Annotated in this window: 13 protein-coding genes; 8 read left to right on the plus strand and 5 right to left on the minus strand. The window is 67.1% G+C overall.

From position 1 onward, the window contains the following. The first annotated feature begins 55 nt into the window (after positions 1–55). The 4 genes from guaB (at position 56) to AB4083_RS18120 (ending at position 4,309) form a co-directional block, all read left to right on the plus strand. A complete protein-coding gene (gene guaB, locus AB4083_RS18105; RefSeq protein ID WP_441609677.1) occupies positions 56–1,513 on the plus strand; it encodes an IMP dehydrogenase in 1,458 nt (485 codons plus the stop codon). 130 nt (positions 1,514–1,643) lie between these two features. Then, positions 1,644–3,224: a glutamine-hydrolyzing GMP synthase gene (gene guaA / locus AB4083_RS18110; protein ID WP_441609679.1), complete on the plus strand. Its 1,581-nt coding sequence runs from the start codon at positions 1,644–1,646 to the stop codon at positions 3,222–3,224. A 285-nt stretch (positions 3,225–3,509) separates the two neighbouring features. Then, positions 3,510–3,752, plus strand: a complete 243-nt coding sequence (locus tag AB4083_RS18115; RefSeq protein ID WP_441609681.1) for a hypothetical protein — start codon at positions 3,510–3,512, stop codon at positions 3,750–3,752. A 32-nt stretch (positions 3,753–3,784) separates the two neighbouring features. After that, complete coding sequence (locus AB4083_RS18120) at positions 3,785–4,309, plus strand: helix-turn-helix transcriptional regulator (RefSeq protein WP_441609683.1); 525 nt, start codon at positions 3,785–3,787, stop codon at positions 4,307–4,309. Here AB4083_RS18120 and AB4083_RS18125 read toward each other — a convergent pair. Then, complete coding sequence (locus AB4083_RS18125) at positions 4,298–5,005, minus strand: hypothetical protein (RefSeq protein WP_441609685.1); 708 nt, start codon at positions 5,003–5,005, stop codon at positions 4,298–4,300. The two genes, AB4083_RS18120 and AB4083_RS18125, sit on opposite strands and share 12 nt — an antisense overlap. 73 nt (positions 5,006–5,078) lie before the next feature. Between AB4083_RS18125 and tadA the strand changes: the two genes are divergently transcribed. Continuing rightward, on the plus strand, positions 5,079–5,570 hold the full coding sequence (tadA, locus tag AB4083_RS18130; protein WP_441609764.1) for a tRNA adenosine(34) deaminase TadA: 492 nt from the start codon (positions 5,079–5,081) through the stop codon (positions 5,568–5,570). 19 nt (positions 5,571–5,589) lie between these two features. On the opposite strand, the gene AB4083_RS18135 is transcribed toward tadA, so the two are convergent. The 3 genes from AB4083_RS18135 to AB4083_RS18145 all read right to left on the minus strand — a co-directional run bounded on the left by AB4083_RS18135 (position 5,590) and on the right by AB4083_RS18145 (position 8,223). Further along, entirely contained in the window at positions 5,590–6,501 is a 912-nt protein-coding gene (locus tag AB4083_RS18135; protein WP_441609687.1) for a CHAD domain-containing protein, read from the minus strand. 166 nt (positions 6,502–6,667) lie between these two features. Then, positions 6,668–7,510, minus strand: coding sequence for an NAD-dependent protein deacetylase (locus AB4083_RS18140; RefSeq protein WP_441609689.1), 843 nt, complete (start codon positions 7,508–7,510; stop codon positions 6,668–6,670). Then, positions 7,507–8,223 (minus strand): HAD family hydrolase, encoded by a 717-nt coding sequence (locus AB4083_RS18145; RefSeq protein WP_441609691.1) that lies wholly within the window; start codon positions 8,221–8,223, stop codon positions 7,507–7,509. Before AB4083_RS18145 ends, AB4083_RS18140 begins: the two co-directional genes overlap by 4 nt. Positions 8,224–8,450: 227 nt before the next feature. Here AB4083_RS18145 and AB4083_RS18150 point away from each other — a divergent pair, with 227 nt between their 5' ends. Next, on the plus strand, positions 8,451–9,740 hold the full coding sequence (locus AB4083_RS18150; protein ID WP_441609693.1) for an alpha/beta fold hydrolase: 1,290 nt from the start codon (positions 8,451–8,453) through the stop codon (positions 9,738–9,740). A 98-nt stretch (positions 9,741–9,838) separates the two neighbouring features. On the opposite strand, the gene AB4083_RS18155 is transcribed toward AB4083_RS18150, so the two are convergent. Beyond that, the gene (locus AB4083_RS18155) at positions 9,839–10,744 is read right to left on the minus strand and encodes a class I SAM-dependent methyltransferase (protein ID WP_441609695.1); all 906 of its coding nucleotides are present in this window, start codon (positions 10,742–10,744) and stop codon (positions 9,839–9,841) included. Positions 10,745–10,976: 232 nt separating this feature from the next. Here AB4083_RS18155 and AB4083_RS18160 point away from each other — a divergent pair, with 232 nt between their 5' ends. Together AB4083_RS18160 and AB4083_RS18165 are read left to right on the plus strand one after the other, a co-directional pair. Next, positions 10,977–12,017 carry a glucokinase gene (locus tag AB4083_RS18160; RefSeq protein WP_441609697.1) on the plus strand — a complete coding sequence of 347 codons (1,041 nt, stop codon included), beginning with the start codon at positions 10,977–10,979 and terminating at the stop codon, positions 12,015–12,017. 102 nt (positions 12,018–12,119) lie between these two features. Then, a complete protein-coding gene (locus AB4083_RS18165) occupies positions 12,120–14,828 on the plus strand; it encodes a TonB-dependent receptor (protein ID WP_441609699.1) in 2,709 nt (902 codons plus the stop codon). Positions 14,829–15,108: the final 280 nt, after the last annotated feature.

Consider the following 15,108-nt stretch of genomic DNA (forward strand, 5'->3'; position numbering starts at 1 on the left):
GGCGGCGCCCCGGGTGGGCGCGTATAATTCCATCTTTGCAGCGGGACAAAATCGCATGCGCATCCTCGCCGAGGCCCTCACCTACGACGACGTGTACCTCGTTCCGGCCCACTCGGCCGTTCTCCCACGCGACGTCGATACCTCCACGCGGCTGACCCGCAACCTGCGGCTGAATATCCCCATCGTGTCCGCCGCCATGGACACGGTCACCGAAGCCCGCCTCGCCATCACCATGGCCCAGCAGGGCGGCATCGGCATCATCCACAAGAACATGACCGCCGAGCAGCAGGCCGCCGAAGTGCGCCTGGTGAAGAAGTTCGAGGCCGGCGTCATCCGCAGCCCGATTACCGTCGCCCCGAGCACCTCCATCCGCGAAGTGCTGCAGCTCACCCGCGCGCACAACATCTCCGGCGTGCCGGTGGTGGAAGGCGAGAAGCTGGTCGGCATCGTCACCAGCCGCGACCTGCGCTTCGAGCGCAAGCACGACGACCCGGTGCGCAACATCATGACGCGCCAGGAGAAGCTGGTCACCGTGCGCGAAGGCGCCAGCCAGGACGACGTGCTGCAGCTGCTGCACCACAACCGCATCGAGAAAGTGCTGGTGGTCAACGACGACTTCCAGCTGCGCGGCCTGATCACCGTCAAGGACATCCAGAAAGCCCGCGACAACCCGCACGCCGCCAAGGACCGCCTCGAGCGCCTGCTGGTCGGCGCCGCGGTCGGCGTGGGCGGCGACACCGAACAGCGCATCGCCGCGCTGGTCGACGCCGGCGTCGACGTGCTGGTGGTCGACACCGCGCATGGCCATTCGCAGGGCGTGATCGAACGCGCCGGATGGGTGAAGAAGCACTATCCGCAGGTGCAGGTGATCGCCGGCAACATCGTCACCGGCGAAGCAGCGCGCGCGCTGCTGGACGCGGGTGTCGACGCGGTCAAGGTCGGCGTGGGCCCGGGCTCGATCTGCACCACCCGCGTGGTGGCCGGCGTGGGCGTGCCGCAGATCACCGCGATCGACCTGGTCGCCAATGCGCTGAAGGACGAGATTCCGCTGATCGCCGATGGCGGCATCCGCTACTCCGGCGACATCCCCAAGGCGCTCGCCGCCGGCGCGTCCAGCGTGATGCTCGGCTCGATGTTCGCCGGCACCGAGGAATCCCCCGGCGAGGTGGAGCTGTTCCAGGGCCGCTCGTACAAGAGCTACCGCGGCATGGGTTCGCTCGGCGCGATGGCGCTCGGTTCGAAGGACCGCTACTTCCAGGACGAAGCCGACGCCGACAAGCTGGTGCCGGAAGGCATCGAAGGCCGCGTGCCGTACCGCGGACCGCTGCGCAACATCATTCACCAGCTGATCGGCGGCCTGCGCGCGTCCATGGGTTACCTGGGCGCGGCCAACATCGAGGACGTGCGCCACAACGCGCAGTTCGTCAAGGTGACCTCGGCCGGCGTGACCGAAGCGCATCCGCACGACATCCAGATCACCAAGGAAGCGCCGAACTACCGGCTCAATTCCTAAGCGATCGCACAGCGCCGGCCCCGTGGCCGGCGCTTCGTTTCCAGCCGCCGGCGCCGGGTATCCGAGGCCGGCGGCGCTTTTCAGAAGACAGGCGCGGGCAGGGCCGCCTGCCGCGCATCGGAGCCGGACCGTGACCGACATCCATAGCGACAAAATCCTCATCCTCGATTTCGGCGCGCAGTACACCCAGCTGATCGCCCGCCGCGTGCGCGAGATCGGCGTGTATTGCGAGATCTGGGCGTGGGATCACGACCCGGCGGAAATCGCCGCGTTCGGCGCGAAGGGCATCATCCTGTCCGGCGGCCCCGAGTCCACCACACTGGAAGGCGCACCCAAGGCACCGCAGCAAGTGTTCGACGCGGGCCTGCCGATCCTCGGCATCTGCTACGGCATGCAGACCCTGGCCGCACAGCTCGGCGGTTCCACCGAGGCGGCGGATGCGCGCGAATTCGGCCATGCCGAAGTCGACATCAAGGCGTCGAGCCGGCTGTTCGCCGGGCTGACCGACCACGGCGACGCGCATCGCCTGGACGTGTGGATGAGCCACGGCGACCACGTCGCCACGGCGCCGCCGGGCTTCGCCGTCACCGGCACCACCGACCGCATCCCGGTCGCCGTGATGGAGAACGAAGACAAGCGCTGGTACGGCGTGCAGTTCCATCCGGAAGTGACGCATACCCGGCAGGGCACCGCGCTGCTCAAGCGCTTCGTCACCGAGATCTGCGGCTGCCGCACGCTGTGGACGGCCGCCCACATCATCGAAGACCAGATCGAGCGCGTGCGCACCCAGGTCGGCGACGACCACGTGCTGCTGGGCCTGTCCGGCGGGGTGGATTCCTCCGTCGTCGCCGCGCTGCTGCACCGTGCGATCGGCGACCGCCTGACCTGCGTGTTCGTCGACACCGGCCTGCTGCGCTGGCAGGAAGGCGACCAGGTGATGGCGACCATGGCCCAGCACATGGGCGTGAAGGTGATCCGCGTCGACGCCGCCGCGCGCTATTTCAAGGCGCTGGAAGGGGAGGCCGATCCCGAGGCCAAGCGCAAGATCATCGGCCGGCTGTTCGTGGAGATCTTCGACGAGGAGTCGGCCAAGGTCACCGCGTCGGGCCACGGGCAGGTGAAGTGGCTGGCCCAGGGCACCATCTATCCGGACGTGATCGAGTCGGCCGGCAGCAAGACCGGCAAGGCCCACGTCATCAAGAGCCATCACAACGTCGGCGGCCTGCCGGAGCATATGAAGCTCAAGCTGGTCGAGCCGCTGCGCGAGCTGTTCAAGGACGAGGTGCGCCGCATCGGCGTCGAACTCGGCCTGCCGCGCGAGATGGTCTACCGCCATCCGTTCCCGGGTCCCGGCCTGGGCGTGCGCATCCTCGGCGAAGTGAAGCCGGAGTACGCCGAGCTGCTGGCGCGCGCCGATGCGATCTTCATCGAGGAGCTGCGCCGCTGGGATCTGTACGACAAGACCAGCCAGGCGTTTGCCGTGTTCCTGCCGGTGAAGTCCGTCGGAGTAGTGGGGGATGCCCGCGCCTACGAGTGGGTGATCGCCCTGCGCGCGGTGGAGACGATCGACTTCATGACGGCGCATTGGGCGCACTTGCCGTATGAGTTTCTCGGCAAGGTTTCCAATCGTATTATCAATGAATTACGCGGTGTTTCTCGCGTGGTCTATGACATCAGCGGCAAGCCGCCGGCGACCATCGAGTGGGAATGAGATCCGGCGCCCGGTCATCCTGGCCGGTTCTTAGGAATATTCCGTAAACCTTTGATTTTCAAGACTGGCGCACGAGCAGGGATGCTCCTCGCCCGGAAATCTAGAACAAGGCCTAATTTGGCCTGTCAGCGGCACTGTCCACTGTCGGGGTGAACCACCATGGTCGCTGGCTGGCTGGATCGCTTCGATACCGATGCCGTGGCGGAAACGCAGCATCGTGATCCAAGGTTCGGATAAGTTGTCAGTTGACAACCCATCCAGTCCCCCCTCAGACTGGAGACATGGATGGCCCGTCCCTCTCATCCGAAGAAAGAAGTCGAAGCAGCTCTCCGGTACGCCGAAAGGCAGGGCTGGCGCATCGCGGTCGGCGGTAGCCACGCCTGGGGACGGATGTATTGCCCCTACAACGACCAGGAGTGTCGTTGCGGCGAGTTCTGCATCACCAGTGTGTGGAGCACGCCGAAGAGCCCGGGCAACCATGCACGCGCCTTGCTGCGCGTGGTGGACAACTGTACGACGCACCGCTAGCGCGACTGGCGATGCCCCCAAGGAGTAGCGCCATGGAATACCTCTTCACCCTGAAGTACCAGCTCGCGGACGACGACCGCGACCCGGACGCCCTGGTCGAGCGCCTGGGCGAAGCCGGCTGCGACGACGCCCTGGTCGGCATCGGCCAGCCGGGGCGGCTGGCATTGGAATTCACCCGCGAGGCCCACGACGCCGCAGCGGCCGTGCGCAGCGCGCTGGCCGACGTGCGCCGTGCCGTGCCTTCCGCCCGCCTGATCGAGGTGGCGCCGGACCTGGTGGGCCTGACCGATGTGGCCGAGATCGTGGGCGTATCGCGGCAGAACATGCGCAAGCTGATGCTGGCCAATCCAGGCAGCTTCCCGGCACCGGTGCATGAGGGCAGTGCCTCGATCTGGCATCTGGCCGACGTACTGGCCTGGCTGAAGGCGAAGGGCAGCTATTCGATGGCGCAGACCATGCTCGAGGTGGCGCAGGTGGCCTTGCAGGTCAACGCGGCGAAAGAGGGGCTGCGTCTGCCGCTCTCCGCGTTCGAGGAACTGGAACCGCTAGTTCGATAATGTCGCTTCAGCTTGCGGAGGCACGCCCAGCGCCAGGACCGGATCGAAGTCGAAACTGAACTGGTGTGCGGCGCGCACGGCCCTGCAGCTGCGCCACGCTTTCGGCTGTTCGCCGGGCGGAACGGGCAGGTGGTCCGGCAACGGCCACTGGGTTTGGGCCAGCCGCAAGGCGCGGGTGTAGCGGCGATAGCACCAGGACAGCGAAATCATCAGGTGCCGCGCGACCGTCGGCATATGGCCGCGGCGCAGGGAGATGAAGTTCGCCCAGGCGGCGGCCTGCGAATGGCGATACGACGGCATGGAAATATCCAAATGATCCTCTGCCTGCATGGCGGCGGACAGAGGATCCGGCGTCGGCGCGGCGAGTCTCTCCAGCAGCGGCAGGGTCGCATCGTCTTCGCGTTCGAAGCGCTGCGCCGCGGCGATCTTGCGGTCGTTGTAGCGCACGAAATGCTGATAGAGATGGGCCAGCAGCCGATCGCGAAAACCGGCATCCGCGAAATCCACGTCGTACCCATCCGCCTCGAACGCCACCGCCATCAGCCATGCCTCGCAGGCAACGTCGTCGGCATCGCAATCCCCCGCCTTGCGGGCAATCCGGCGCAAGCTGCTGCGGCAGTCGTTGCAGAATGCCTGGTACGACGCGAGACGGTCTTTGGACATCGCCATGGCCTTGAGGAAGGGCAGGCGTGCCAAGTACCAGCTGTACGTACCTAAACAGCCGGCGGGACCCTACAATTCAGACTATTTGCTGGCCTCCGCTGTCCTGATGAGCACCGATCTCCCAGATTCATCCCTGCCAACCTTCAGCGATGAAGACGAGCGCTTCATGCGCCGCGCACTGCAGCTAGCCGGCCATGCCCGCGATGCGGAAAACGAAGTCCCGGTCGGCGCCTTGCTCGTGCTCAACGGCGACATCATCGGCCTTGGCTGGAACCGCAACATCACCCTCAACGACCCCACCGCGCACGCCGAGATCCAGGCCCTGCGCGCGGCTGGCGAAAAGGTCGGCAACTACCGCCTCACCGGCGCCACGCTGTACGTGACGCTGGAACCCTGCGCGATGTGCTCGATGGCGATGGTGCATGCCCGCGTGGCGCGGGTGGTCTATGGCGCGACCGATCCGAAGACCGGCGCCGCCGGCAGCGTGTTCGACACGCTGATCTCCGAGCGGCACAACCACCGGATCCAGGTCGACGCCGGATTGCTGGCCGAGGAGTCGTCGACAATGCTGAGAGAGTTCTTCAGGTCAAGGCGCTAACTATCTGGCAAGAAACGCTTTAGTGCCGCCAGTAATGACCCAGCTTGTGCAGCCGCTCCAGCGAATGCCCGGCCTTGCCGGCCGCTTCCGCCGCGGTCTCCTTCGCCCACCGCCGCAGCGCTTTCAGCTGGGCATGTTCCCTGGCCTGCGGCAGCAACTCCCTGCATAGGGCACGGGCGGTAAGCCGGTCATGCGCCTCGCCCAGGTGGGTCTGCACGTCCGCCAGCCGCTCCAGCCAGGCCTGGGTGGCCTCGCGCGGGAACAGCGGCTGGAACAACTCGATCGTGTAGCGCAGCTTCTTGGTGGCAGTGCGCGCGCGATGGAGCCGGGTGCGGCCCTCATGCATCCGCGCGGCGCGCTTGCGCAGCTGGCGGAAGCGGGTATCGATCACGCTGGCCGCCGCGGCACGCAGCTCGTCATCGGAGACCTTGCGCTGCGTTTCAGCCCAGGCGTGGAAATGATGGATCGCGGTGGTCAGCCGGGCCTTCTTCAATCCCTCGACCGCTTCCTGATGTCCCTGTACACGCCGCGCATTCAGCGCATGCAGCAGTTCGCCCTCCAGGCGGTCGCCATGCCCGCCATGGGCAAGGAAGGCGGGCAGGGTCTCGTCCAGCAGGATGTCCAGATCGCGTGCCCCGCCCGTGGCGTTGCGAAAGTCCTTGAGCTGCGCCAGCACTCCGTCCGGCTGCTCGCCGGGCAGGGCCGCGGCGACGTGGTCGAGGGTGGCGGTCATGCGCCGCAGGCTCACCCGCCAGGCATGCAGCGCCTTCGGTTCGTACTTGCGCAACAACGCCGAGCGGGCCTTGCTAGCCTTGGCCAGATAGCCGTCGTAGGTGGCGCAGAGGTCGGCGATGGCGGAAGGCGGCTTCGCGGCCTTAGGTGGACGAGGGCGGGGGATCGACTGGCTTGGCTGATGAGGTATCGCACTCATGGCTCGACTCGACCGCTGCGGATAAGGACGGGGGTGCACCCGCCGTTTCTAGCCGAAGCGCTGCCCGCGCCTCTTGATGCAGGTCAACATGAACGAGCCGGTCGCGACCGAGGGCCGTGCCGGGCTGTCTACTCTGCTACAAAATTCGCCAACTGGCGAGACAGCCTCAAGCGATAGCCGCCAGGGTCGGGGCTACCGGACGCTCGATCTTCAGGCTGAACAAGCCATCGGCCCGGGTCCGCCCCATATTCACCGCGGCGATCGGCTTGCCGGCCTTGGCGGCCGCGTTCACGAAGCGGAAGCCGGAAAACACCATCAGCGACGAACCCGCCACCAGCACGGCATCCGCCTGGTCCAGGCCGTGGATGGCGGCCAGCACCCGCTCGCGCGGCACGCCTTCGCCGAAGAACACCACGTCCGGCTTCATCAGGCCGCCGCACAGGGGGCACGCGGGCACCTCGAAGCGGGAGAAATCGTGGCCTTCCAGGTCGGCATCGCCATCCGGGGCGTCGCCGGCATCGAGCATGGCCCACGCCGGATTGCGCTCCTCCAGCACCGCCTGGAACGCCGTGCGCTGCACCAGATGCCCATGCGCCATGCAGCGCACCCGGTCCAGCCGGCCATGCAGATCGATCACGTGGTGGCTGCCCGCGGCCTGGTGCAGTCCATCGACATTCTGGGTCAGCAGCACTTCCACCCGCCCGGCCGCTTCCAGCCGCGACAGCGCCAGATGCGCCGCATTCGGATGCGCCCGCGAGAAGCGCCGCCAGCCGACCAGGCTGCGCGCCCAGTAACGCTGCCGTGTGCGCTCCTCGCCCATGAAAGCCTGGTACGTCACCGGCTGCGGCCGTTTCCAGTCGCCCTGGTTGTCGCGATAGTCCGGAATGCCCGAATCGGTGCTGACACCAGCGCCGGTCAGCACGAACAGCCGCGGATGCGCCGCGACGAAGTCGCGCAGGCGCGCCAGGTCGTCTTCCATCGAGCGCTCCGGCTGCACGTCCGCATTCATGCCGCGGCCCGCAGCCCCAGCTCGGCCAGCGCGGCGGCAATGCCACTGGCATCGTTCACCTGCGCCACGCGCGGCGAGGCGGCGGCGAAATCGGTATCCGCCTCGTGCGCCCAGGTCACGTGATAGGGCATGTACACGCCCCAGCCGCCCAGCTCCACCACCGGCGCGATATCCGAGCGCAGCGAATTGCCGACCATGGCGAAGCGCTCGGCGCCCACGCCGAATTCGTCGAGCAGGCGGCGGTAGGAGCGCTCGTCCTTCTCGGACACGATCTCGATGCGATGGAACAGATCGGCCAATCCGCAGGCCGCCACTTTCTGCTCCTGATGGAACAGGTCGCCCTTGGTGATCAGCACCACGCGATGCGTCGCCGCCACCGCTGCCACTGCCTCGCGGATGCCCGGCAGGAGCGTCACCGGATGCGCGAGCACCTGCTTGCCGATGCCGATGATCCGATGCAGGTCCGTCGCGCTGATGCGCGAGCCGGTCACTTCGATCGCCGCTTCCAGCAGCGACAGGGTCATGCCCTTGGCGCCGTAGCCGAACAGCTTGATATTGCGCCGCTCCACCGCCAGCAGACGCTCGTGCAGGCGCAGGTTGGCCAGGTCGACATAGCCGCCGACGATCTGCTCGAACTGAGTGTGCGCCTCCTGGTAATAGCCCTCGCTATGCCAGAGGGTATCGTCGCCGTCGAAACCGACCCAATCGATCACGGTGTATCGCTCGCGCTGCTGAGGGAGGAGCAGCGAACGATAGCGCGTCGCCCGCAGGCGGGCGAGAGGCCGTAAGCGGGCCGCAGGAGGGTGGCCATGCACGCGCCATCGCGTGGCATTAACGCCGGCGGATTCACCATGTTGTGAAGGGTTCGGCAACGTACGGGGAGCCTGGCCGGCATGCGTAAGCACCCGGCAGGCAAGGGCCGACGCGGAGGACGACACGAGTGACGCTTCCTCGCCAGGGTTATTTCGACGATCGCGAGCATGCCGCCGAGCAGCTCGCCGAAGCGCTGCTCGCGTATCGCGGCAGGCATCCGCTGGTGCTGGCGATTCCGCGCGGCGGCGTGCCGCTCGGCCGGCTGCTGGCCGACCGGCTGGATGGCGATCTCGATGTGGTGCTGGTGCACAAGCTCGGCGCGCCCGGCCAGGAGGAATTCGCCGTGGGCGCGGTGGGCGAGGACGGCCAGGTACTGGTCGCCGAGCATGCGGCACGCGCTGGCGCCGACGAAGCGTATCTGCGCGACGAGGCGACCCATCAGCTCGACGTCATCGCCCGCCGCCGTGAGCTGTACAGCCCGCATCGCGAAGCGCTCGATCCGGCCGGCCGCATCGCCATCGTGGTCGACGACGGCCTGGCCACCGGCGCCACCATGCGCGCGGCGCTCGCCGCGGTGCGTGCGATGGGGCCGCAGACGCTGGTCTGCGCCGTGCCTGTCGCCTCGTCGCGCAGCCTGGCGGAACTGCGACCGCTATGCGACGACGTGGTATGCCCGGCCTCGCCGCGCGACTTCACCGCAGTCAGTCGCTACTACCGCGATTTCCCCGCCGTGACGGACGAAGAAGTCATGCGCCTGCTTACCCGGCAGCCGGCCCTGGCCAGTGCGATGCAGGCCGTGCGCATCCCCGCCGATGGGGTGCGCCTGGAAGGCGACCTGCACGTTCCCGATGACGCGAAGGGGCTGGTGGTGTTCGCACACGGCAGCGGCAGCAGCCGTTTCAGTCCGCGCAACCGGCAGGTGGCCGAAGCGCTGGCCCAGCACGGCATGGCGACGCTGTTGTTCGATCTGCTCGGCGCGGAGGAAGACATCGCCCTCACTTCGCGCTTCGATATCGAGCGCCTGGCCGGCCGCCTGGAAGCAGTGGTGACCTGGGCGATGCGCTTGCCGTCGCTGGCGCGCCTGCCCTTGGGCCTGTTCGGCGCCAGCACCGGCGCCGCCGCCGCGCTGGCCGTGGCCTCGCGCCTGCCGCGCGCGGTGAAAGCGGTGGTGTCGCGCGGCGGGCGGCCGGACCTGGCCGGCCATACGGCGCTGGGCGACGTGGTGGCGCCGACCTTGCTGATCGTCGGCGCCGCGGACAGCGACGTGGTCGCGCTCAACAAATCCGCGCTGGCCTCGATGACGCATACGGTCGAATTGGTGCTGGTGCCCGGCGCCACCCATCTGTTCGACGAACCCGGCGCGCTGGAACACGTCGCCGCGCTGGCGGGTGCGTGGTTCCGGCAGTGGCTGCACTAGCGGGCAGCGCGTAGGTTGGGGTGAGCCGCAGGCGAACCCCAACATGGCGGTACGCATGCAGCTGCGCACGTTGGGGTTCGCCTGCGGCTCACCCCAACCTACTCGAACAGCATCAGTACCGCTGGCGACCAGCTGTAGTCGTACAGCGCCTCGGTGCGCACGGTGGCATAGCCGGCCTCGCGCAATTCCTCCAGCCACGCCTGGATCGGTTGCTCCCAGTTGGACGGCTGCGAGGCCTGGCGCAGCTGGCCCAGCAGCATCGGCGCGAGGAAGCCGCCGGCCACCAGCGGCGCGTTCTCGTCATAGCCGGCGCGCGCGCGCTCGTAGCGCTCGGCGAGTGAATCGAAGTATTCGGCGCTGCCGGCTTCCAGCACGGGCACGTCGAATTCCACCACGGCGAGCTGGCGCACATGCGGGCGCAGCCGCTGCAGGGTGTCCTTGCGCTGCGCCGGCGGCAGCGTTTGCAAGGCGAAGGTCGATTGCGCCAGGTCCCATTGCTGCTCCGGTCGCAGCGAGGCAGCGAAGTCCTGTGCGCTGATCGGCCAGGCCAGCAGATGATCCAGTGTGAGGTTGATCGTGCGCAGCGCTTCGCTCGCATGGCCGAGCAGGACCGGTGAAGGTTCGAGCAGATCCAGCTGCGTCGGCGCACGCCGTGCGCGCTGCAGCGCGGGGATCAAGGCCATGCCGTCGCCGCAGCCGATATCCAGCAACGAGTTCACCGGCAGCGTGTCGTAGAGGCGCGCCAGTGCATCGCTGGTCGCTTCGTATAGCGGCACGTTGTCGCCGCCGCGGATGAACGCCTCGAACGCGGCCGGCTTGTCGTAGACCGCGCGCGCTTCGTCTTCGTCGAGTCCATCTTCATCGAGCAGGTCGAGCAGCGCCTGCGCGAGCAGCGCGCCATCGGCGACGGCCGCTTGCAACGCGTCGTGCGCCGGTGCGGTTTCACCGCGTGCGATCGCGGCCAGCGCATCGGCGAGACGGCGGGTGGAGGCGCTGTTCTGCATGGGCACGGCCTTGTCCGGGTGGGAAACCGGGATGATCGCATGGCCCCTGGGGCTGCTTATTTCTTTCCATTTCTTCCCATTTCTTGCGATTGCAGGCGCAGCTAAGTCTTTGTTGCGTCGCGACTTGCCACGATCCAAATTACATATGAAATTCTGTTTCGCCAGTAAACATGGCCGCCGGGGAGGCGGTCGGGAGGGCCAGGCAGCGATGACATATCCAGTGGTGGCGAGCGTGCGAAACATCGAAACCGGCGGGGAGTTCGCGCAGCTCCCGGCGCGCGATGCGGATGCGCAGCGTCCGTTCCTGGCCGCGGACATCGGCGGCACCCATGCGCGGCTCGGCCTGGTCGCGCCGCAGGCGGAGGGCGCGCCGCGCGTGCTGAGCTATCGCAGCTACCGCTGCGCCGACCATCCGCACCTGGACGACATCGTGCGGCAGTTCTGCACCGAGCTGGACGCACGGCCGCGCGAACTGGTGCTGGCCAGCGCCGGCTACCTGCATGCCGGCGTGGTGGTGAACCGCAACCTCGCCTGGCCGCTGGTGCCGGCCACGCTCGCGCACGAACTGCGCCTGGAGCGCGTGCGCTTCCTCAACGATTTCGAAGCGCTGGCGCACGCCATCGCCTACGTCGACGAACACAGCTCGGTGGCGCTGAAGACCGCCTTCGCATCCGGCAGCAGCGAGGGCCCGATCGCGGTGATCGGTCCCGGCACCGGCCTGGGCGCCGCGGTGTGGTTCCCGGGCGAGCCGCCGCGGGTGATCGCCACCGAGGCCGGGCAGATCCAGCTCGCCGCGCGCGGCGGGCTGGAACGCGAGGTGCTCGACCGTATCGCGCCGCCGGATTGCCACACGCCCTACGAAGCGGTGTTGTCCGGCCCCGGCCTGCATCGCCTGTATGCCGCGCTGTGCGCGGTGTACGACCGCTATCCCGCCTGTGCGGAACCGGCCGACGTGGTCGCCGCCGCCGAAGCCGGCGACGAAGTGGCGTACGAGGCCGTGCAGATGTTCGGCGGCTGGATGGGCTCCTTCGCGGGCGACCTGGCCATGCTCTACGGCACCACCGGCGGCGTGTACCTGGCCGGCGGTTTCCTCTCGCGCATCGTCGACCTGCTGCGCCGCGGCCCGCTGGTCGAACGCTTCCTCGACAAGGGCGTGATGCGCCCGTTCCTGCACAAGGTCCCCATTCGCGTGGTGGACCACGGTCAGCTCGGCGTCGTCGGTGCCGCCAGCTGGCATCTGCATACGCGCACCGCAAAACAGGCGCCGGGATAAGGGCCGACACCGTCCGAGCGGGCGGAATCCACAGCACAGCCTAGCCGGCGGATCTCCTGGGAGGGTGGTCCACGGCACATCCAACGAAAGGGGTGGGACCTGATGATCAAGCACGGCAAGAAACTCCTCTGCGCCAGCATCCTGTGCGGCCTTGGCCTCGCCGGCGCCGCGCAGGCGCAGAACGACACCGCCGCGGCGGCGCCGCAGCAGGACGCCAATGCCGCCGCCAGCGGCGACAAGAGCAAGACCCCGCAGCAGCGCGCACAGGAAAAACAGGCGCAGAACCTGCAGCAGGTGACCGTGACCGGCTATCGCGAGAGCCTGGCCAAGGCGATCGAGATCAAGCGCAACGCCAATGCCATCGTCGACGTGATCAATGCCGAGGACATCGGCAAGTTCCCGGATACCAACGCCGCCGAATCGCTGTCGCACCTGCCGGGTATCTCGGTGGACCGCCAGTTCGGCGAAGGCGAAAAGGTCAGCATCAACGGCACCGACCCCGCGCTCAACCGCGTGCTGCTCAACGGCCAGACCATCGCCTCCGGCGACTGGGGCGGCAATCCCACCGACACCAGCGGACGCACCTTCAACTACACCCTGCTGTCGCCGGAAATCATCAGCAATATGCAGGTGTACAAGTCGTCCGAGGCGCATATCGACGAGGGCAGCATCGGCGGCACCGTGATCGTCAACACGCGCAAGCCGCTGGACCTGCCGGCCAACACGCTGCGCGGCTCGCTCGGCTACAGCTACAACGACCGCTCGAAGGAAGGCAATCCGCGCGGCTCGGTGCTGTGGAGCTGGAAGAACGCCGACAGCACCTTCGGCTTCCTCACCTCGCTCACGCATGACAAGGAAGACCTGTCGCGCGCCGGCATCGAATTCTTCGGCTACACCACCGGTGCCGGCATCACCGGCAACCCGACCGTGAACGGCAGCGGCGACCTCGCCACCGCCAAGCTGCCGGTGGGCATCAACAGCGCCTACTTCCAGCAGACGCGCAAGCGCGACGGCATCCAGAGCGCGCTGCAGTGGCGTCCGGACGACAAGAACGAATTCAACCTCACCGGCATCTACGTCAAGGGCCAGTACAACAACTTCAGCCAGTCCGAATACGTGTGCCCGGGCTGCGGCGATCTGAACAAGATCACCAACGTGACCATGGCCAACGGCTACATCACCAAGGGCACCGTCTCGGCCGCCACCGGCAATGGCCAGCCCTATGCGGAGCTGGATACCAACTACCGCCAGAGCACGGTCAAGACCCGCAGCATCAACCTGCGCCACGACTACAGCGGCGACAAATGGGTGCTCACCAGCCAGGTCGGCTACACCAGCGCCAGCGGCGGCAAGAACCCCGAGTACCTGATGAAGTACCTGCTGAACTCCGGCGGCTACGGCTTCTCGTACGACGGCAAGAGCACCAATGTCACCTACGACAACAACAACCCGAACAACTGGGGCCTGAAGGCCACGCCCGCCGGCCTGCCGGCAGGTTCGACCGATTCCAGCGCCATGCAGGCCGGCGGCGTCTATTACTCGGTCAGCAAGGACCGCGAGCGCTACGCGCAGTTCGACGCCAGCCGCGATCTCGACTGGGGCCCGATCTACCAGGTGCAGATGGGCGGCAAGTACATCAACCACTTCAACGGCCAGAACTCGTTGGGCAACCGCATCAACACCACCGATGCGGTGCTGCTGTCCGGCTTCGACACCGTCAACACGCCGGCCGGCCTGTGGGACGGGCTGGGCGCCAGCGGCGACCTCACGCACTGGACCTCGGCCAGCAAGGGCGCGGTGCTCAGCTATCTGCGCGGCCTGCCGCAGGGTGCGTACAACATCGATTACGGCCAGTCCTTCGGCGTGAAGGAAATCACCAAGGACGCCTACTTCCAGTTCAACTACCACACCGACTACGGCCTGCGCGGCAACTTCGGCCTGCGTTATGCCGACACCACCGACAAGTCCACCTACTGGCAGAGCGTCAACGGCGGCCCGCAGCAGCTGGTCACCGCCAAGCAGGATTACAAGAAGCCGCTGCCCAGCTTCAACCTGATCTACGACGTGGACGACGACAAGGTGCTGCGCTATTCGATGGCCAAGGTGATCGCGCGTCCGCGCTACGCGGATCTGGCCGGCGCCTTCAGCCGCGACGACGTGCGCTTCACTGCCAGCGGCGGCAATCCGAAGCTCAAGCCGTATGAGTCCACCAACTTCGACCTGGCCGGCGAGTGGTATTTCAAGCCCGGCAGCATGCTTGGCACCGAGGTGTTCTACCGCAAGATCGATTCGTACGCGGTCACCACCACCAACGACCAGCAGCTGCTCGGCTCGGATGGCCTGGTGCATACGTACTCGGTGAGTTCGCCGATCAATGCCTCCAACGCCAAGGTCACCGGCGTGTCGCTGATGTACCAGCAGGAGTTCGGCTACGGCTTCGGCCTGCAGGCCAACTACACCTGGGCGCATGCCAGCACCTCCAACGGCCTGAACATGCCGTACCTGTCCAAGAACACCAGCAACATCATCCCGTACTACGAGCACGGCCCGTGGTCGGCGCGCGTGGTCTACAGCTGGCGTTCGCCGTACTTCACCCAGGTCGGCCGCCTCAACTCCGACGTGTTCTCCGATCAGTACAAGGAGCTGGACCTCACCGTCGGCTACCAGGTCAACCAGTGGATGGGCGTGACCATGAGCGCCACCAACCTGCTGGACTCCACTTACTACTGGTACAACGGCGTGAAGTACGCGCCCATCGGCCAATACAAGAACGGCCGCACCTTCGCGGTTGGCGTCAACTTTAAGCTGTAAAGCCAAGCCTTTAGGCGCCGGGCCGGCCACGGCGGGATCGATCTCCCCTCCGCCGCGGCCGGCCCCTTTTTCGCCGGGCGAGCCACGGCCGTGGATCGCCCGGAGTGTGAGCGCACCAGCATTTCCAGCCAGAAGCCCGGGTAAAAGCCCGGCTTGCATAGTCCACCCGCCGGCTAGCCGTTATGATCTTGCGATTGGCCTCGGCCCAAGGTGGGCAGCGAGGTGTGGTCGCGTTGCCGTCGGCACGGAGCGCGTCATCGGCATGCACGGAGACGCAGCG

This window comes from Dyella sp. 2RAB6 (genome assembly GCF_052115385.1).
Taxonomy (GTDB): Bacteria; Pseudomonadota; Gammaproteobacteria; order Xanthomonadales; family Rhodanobacteraceae; genus Dyella_D.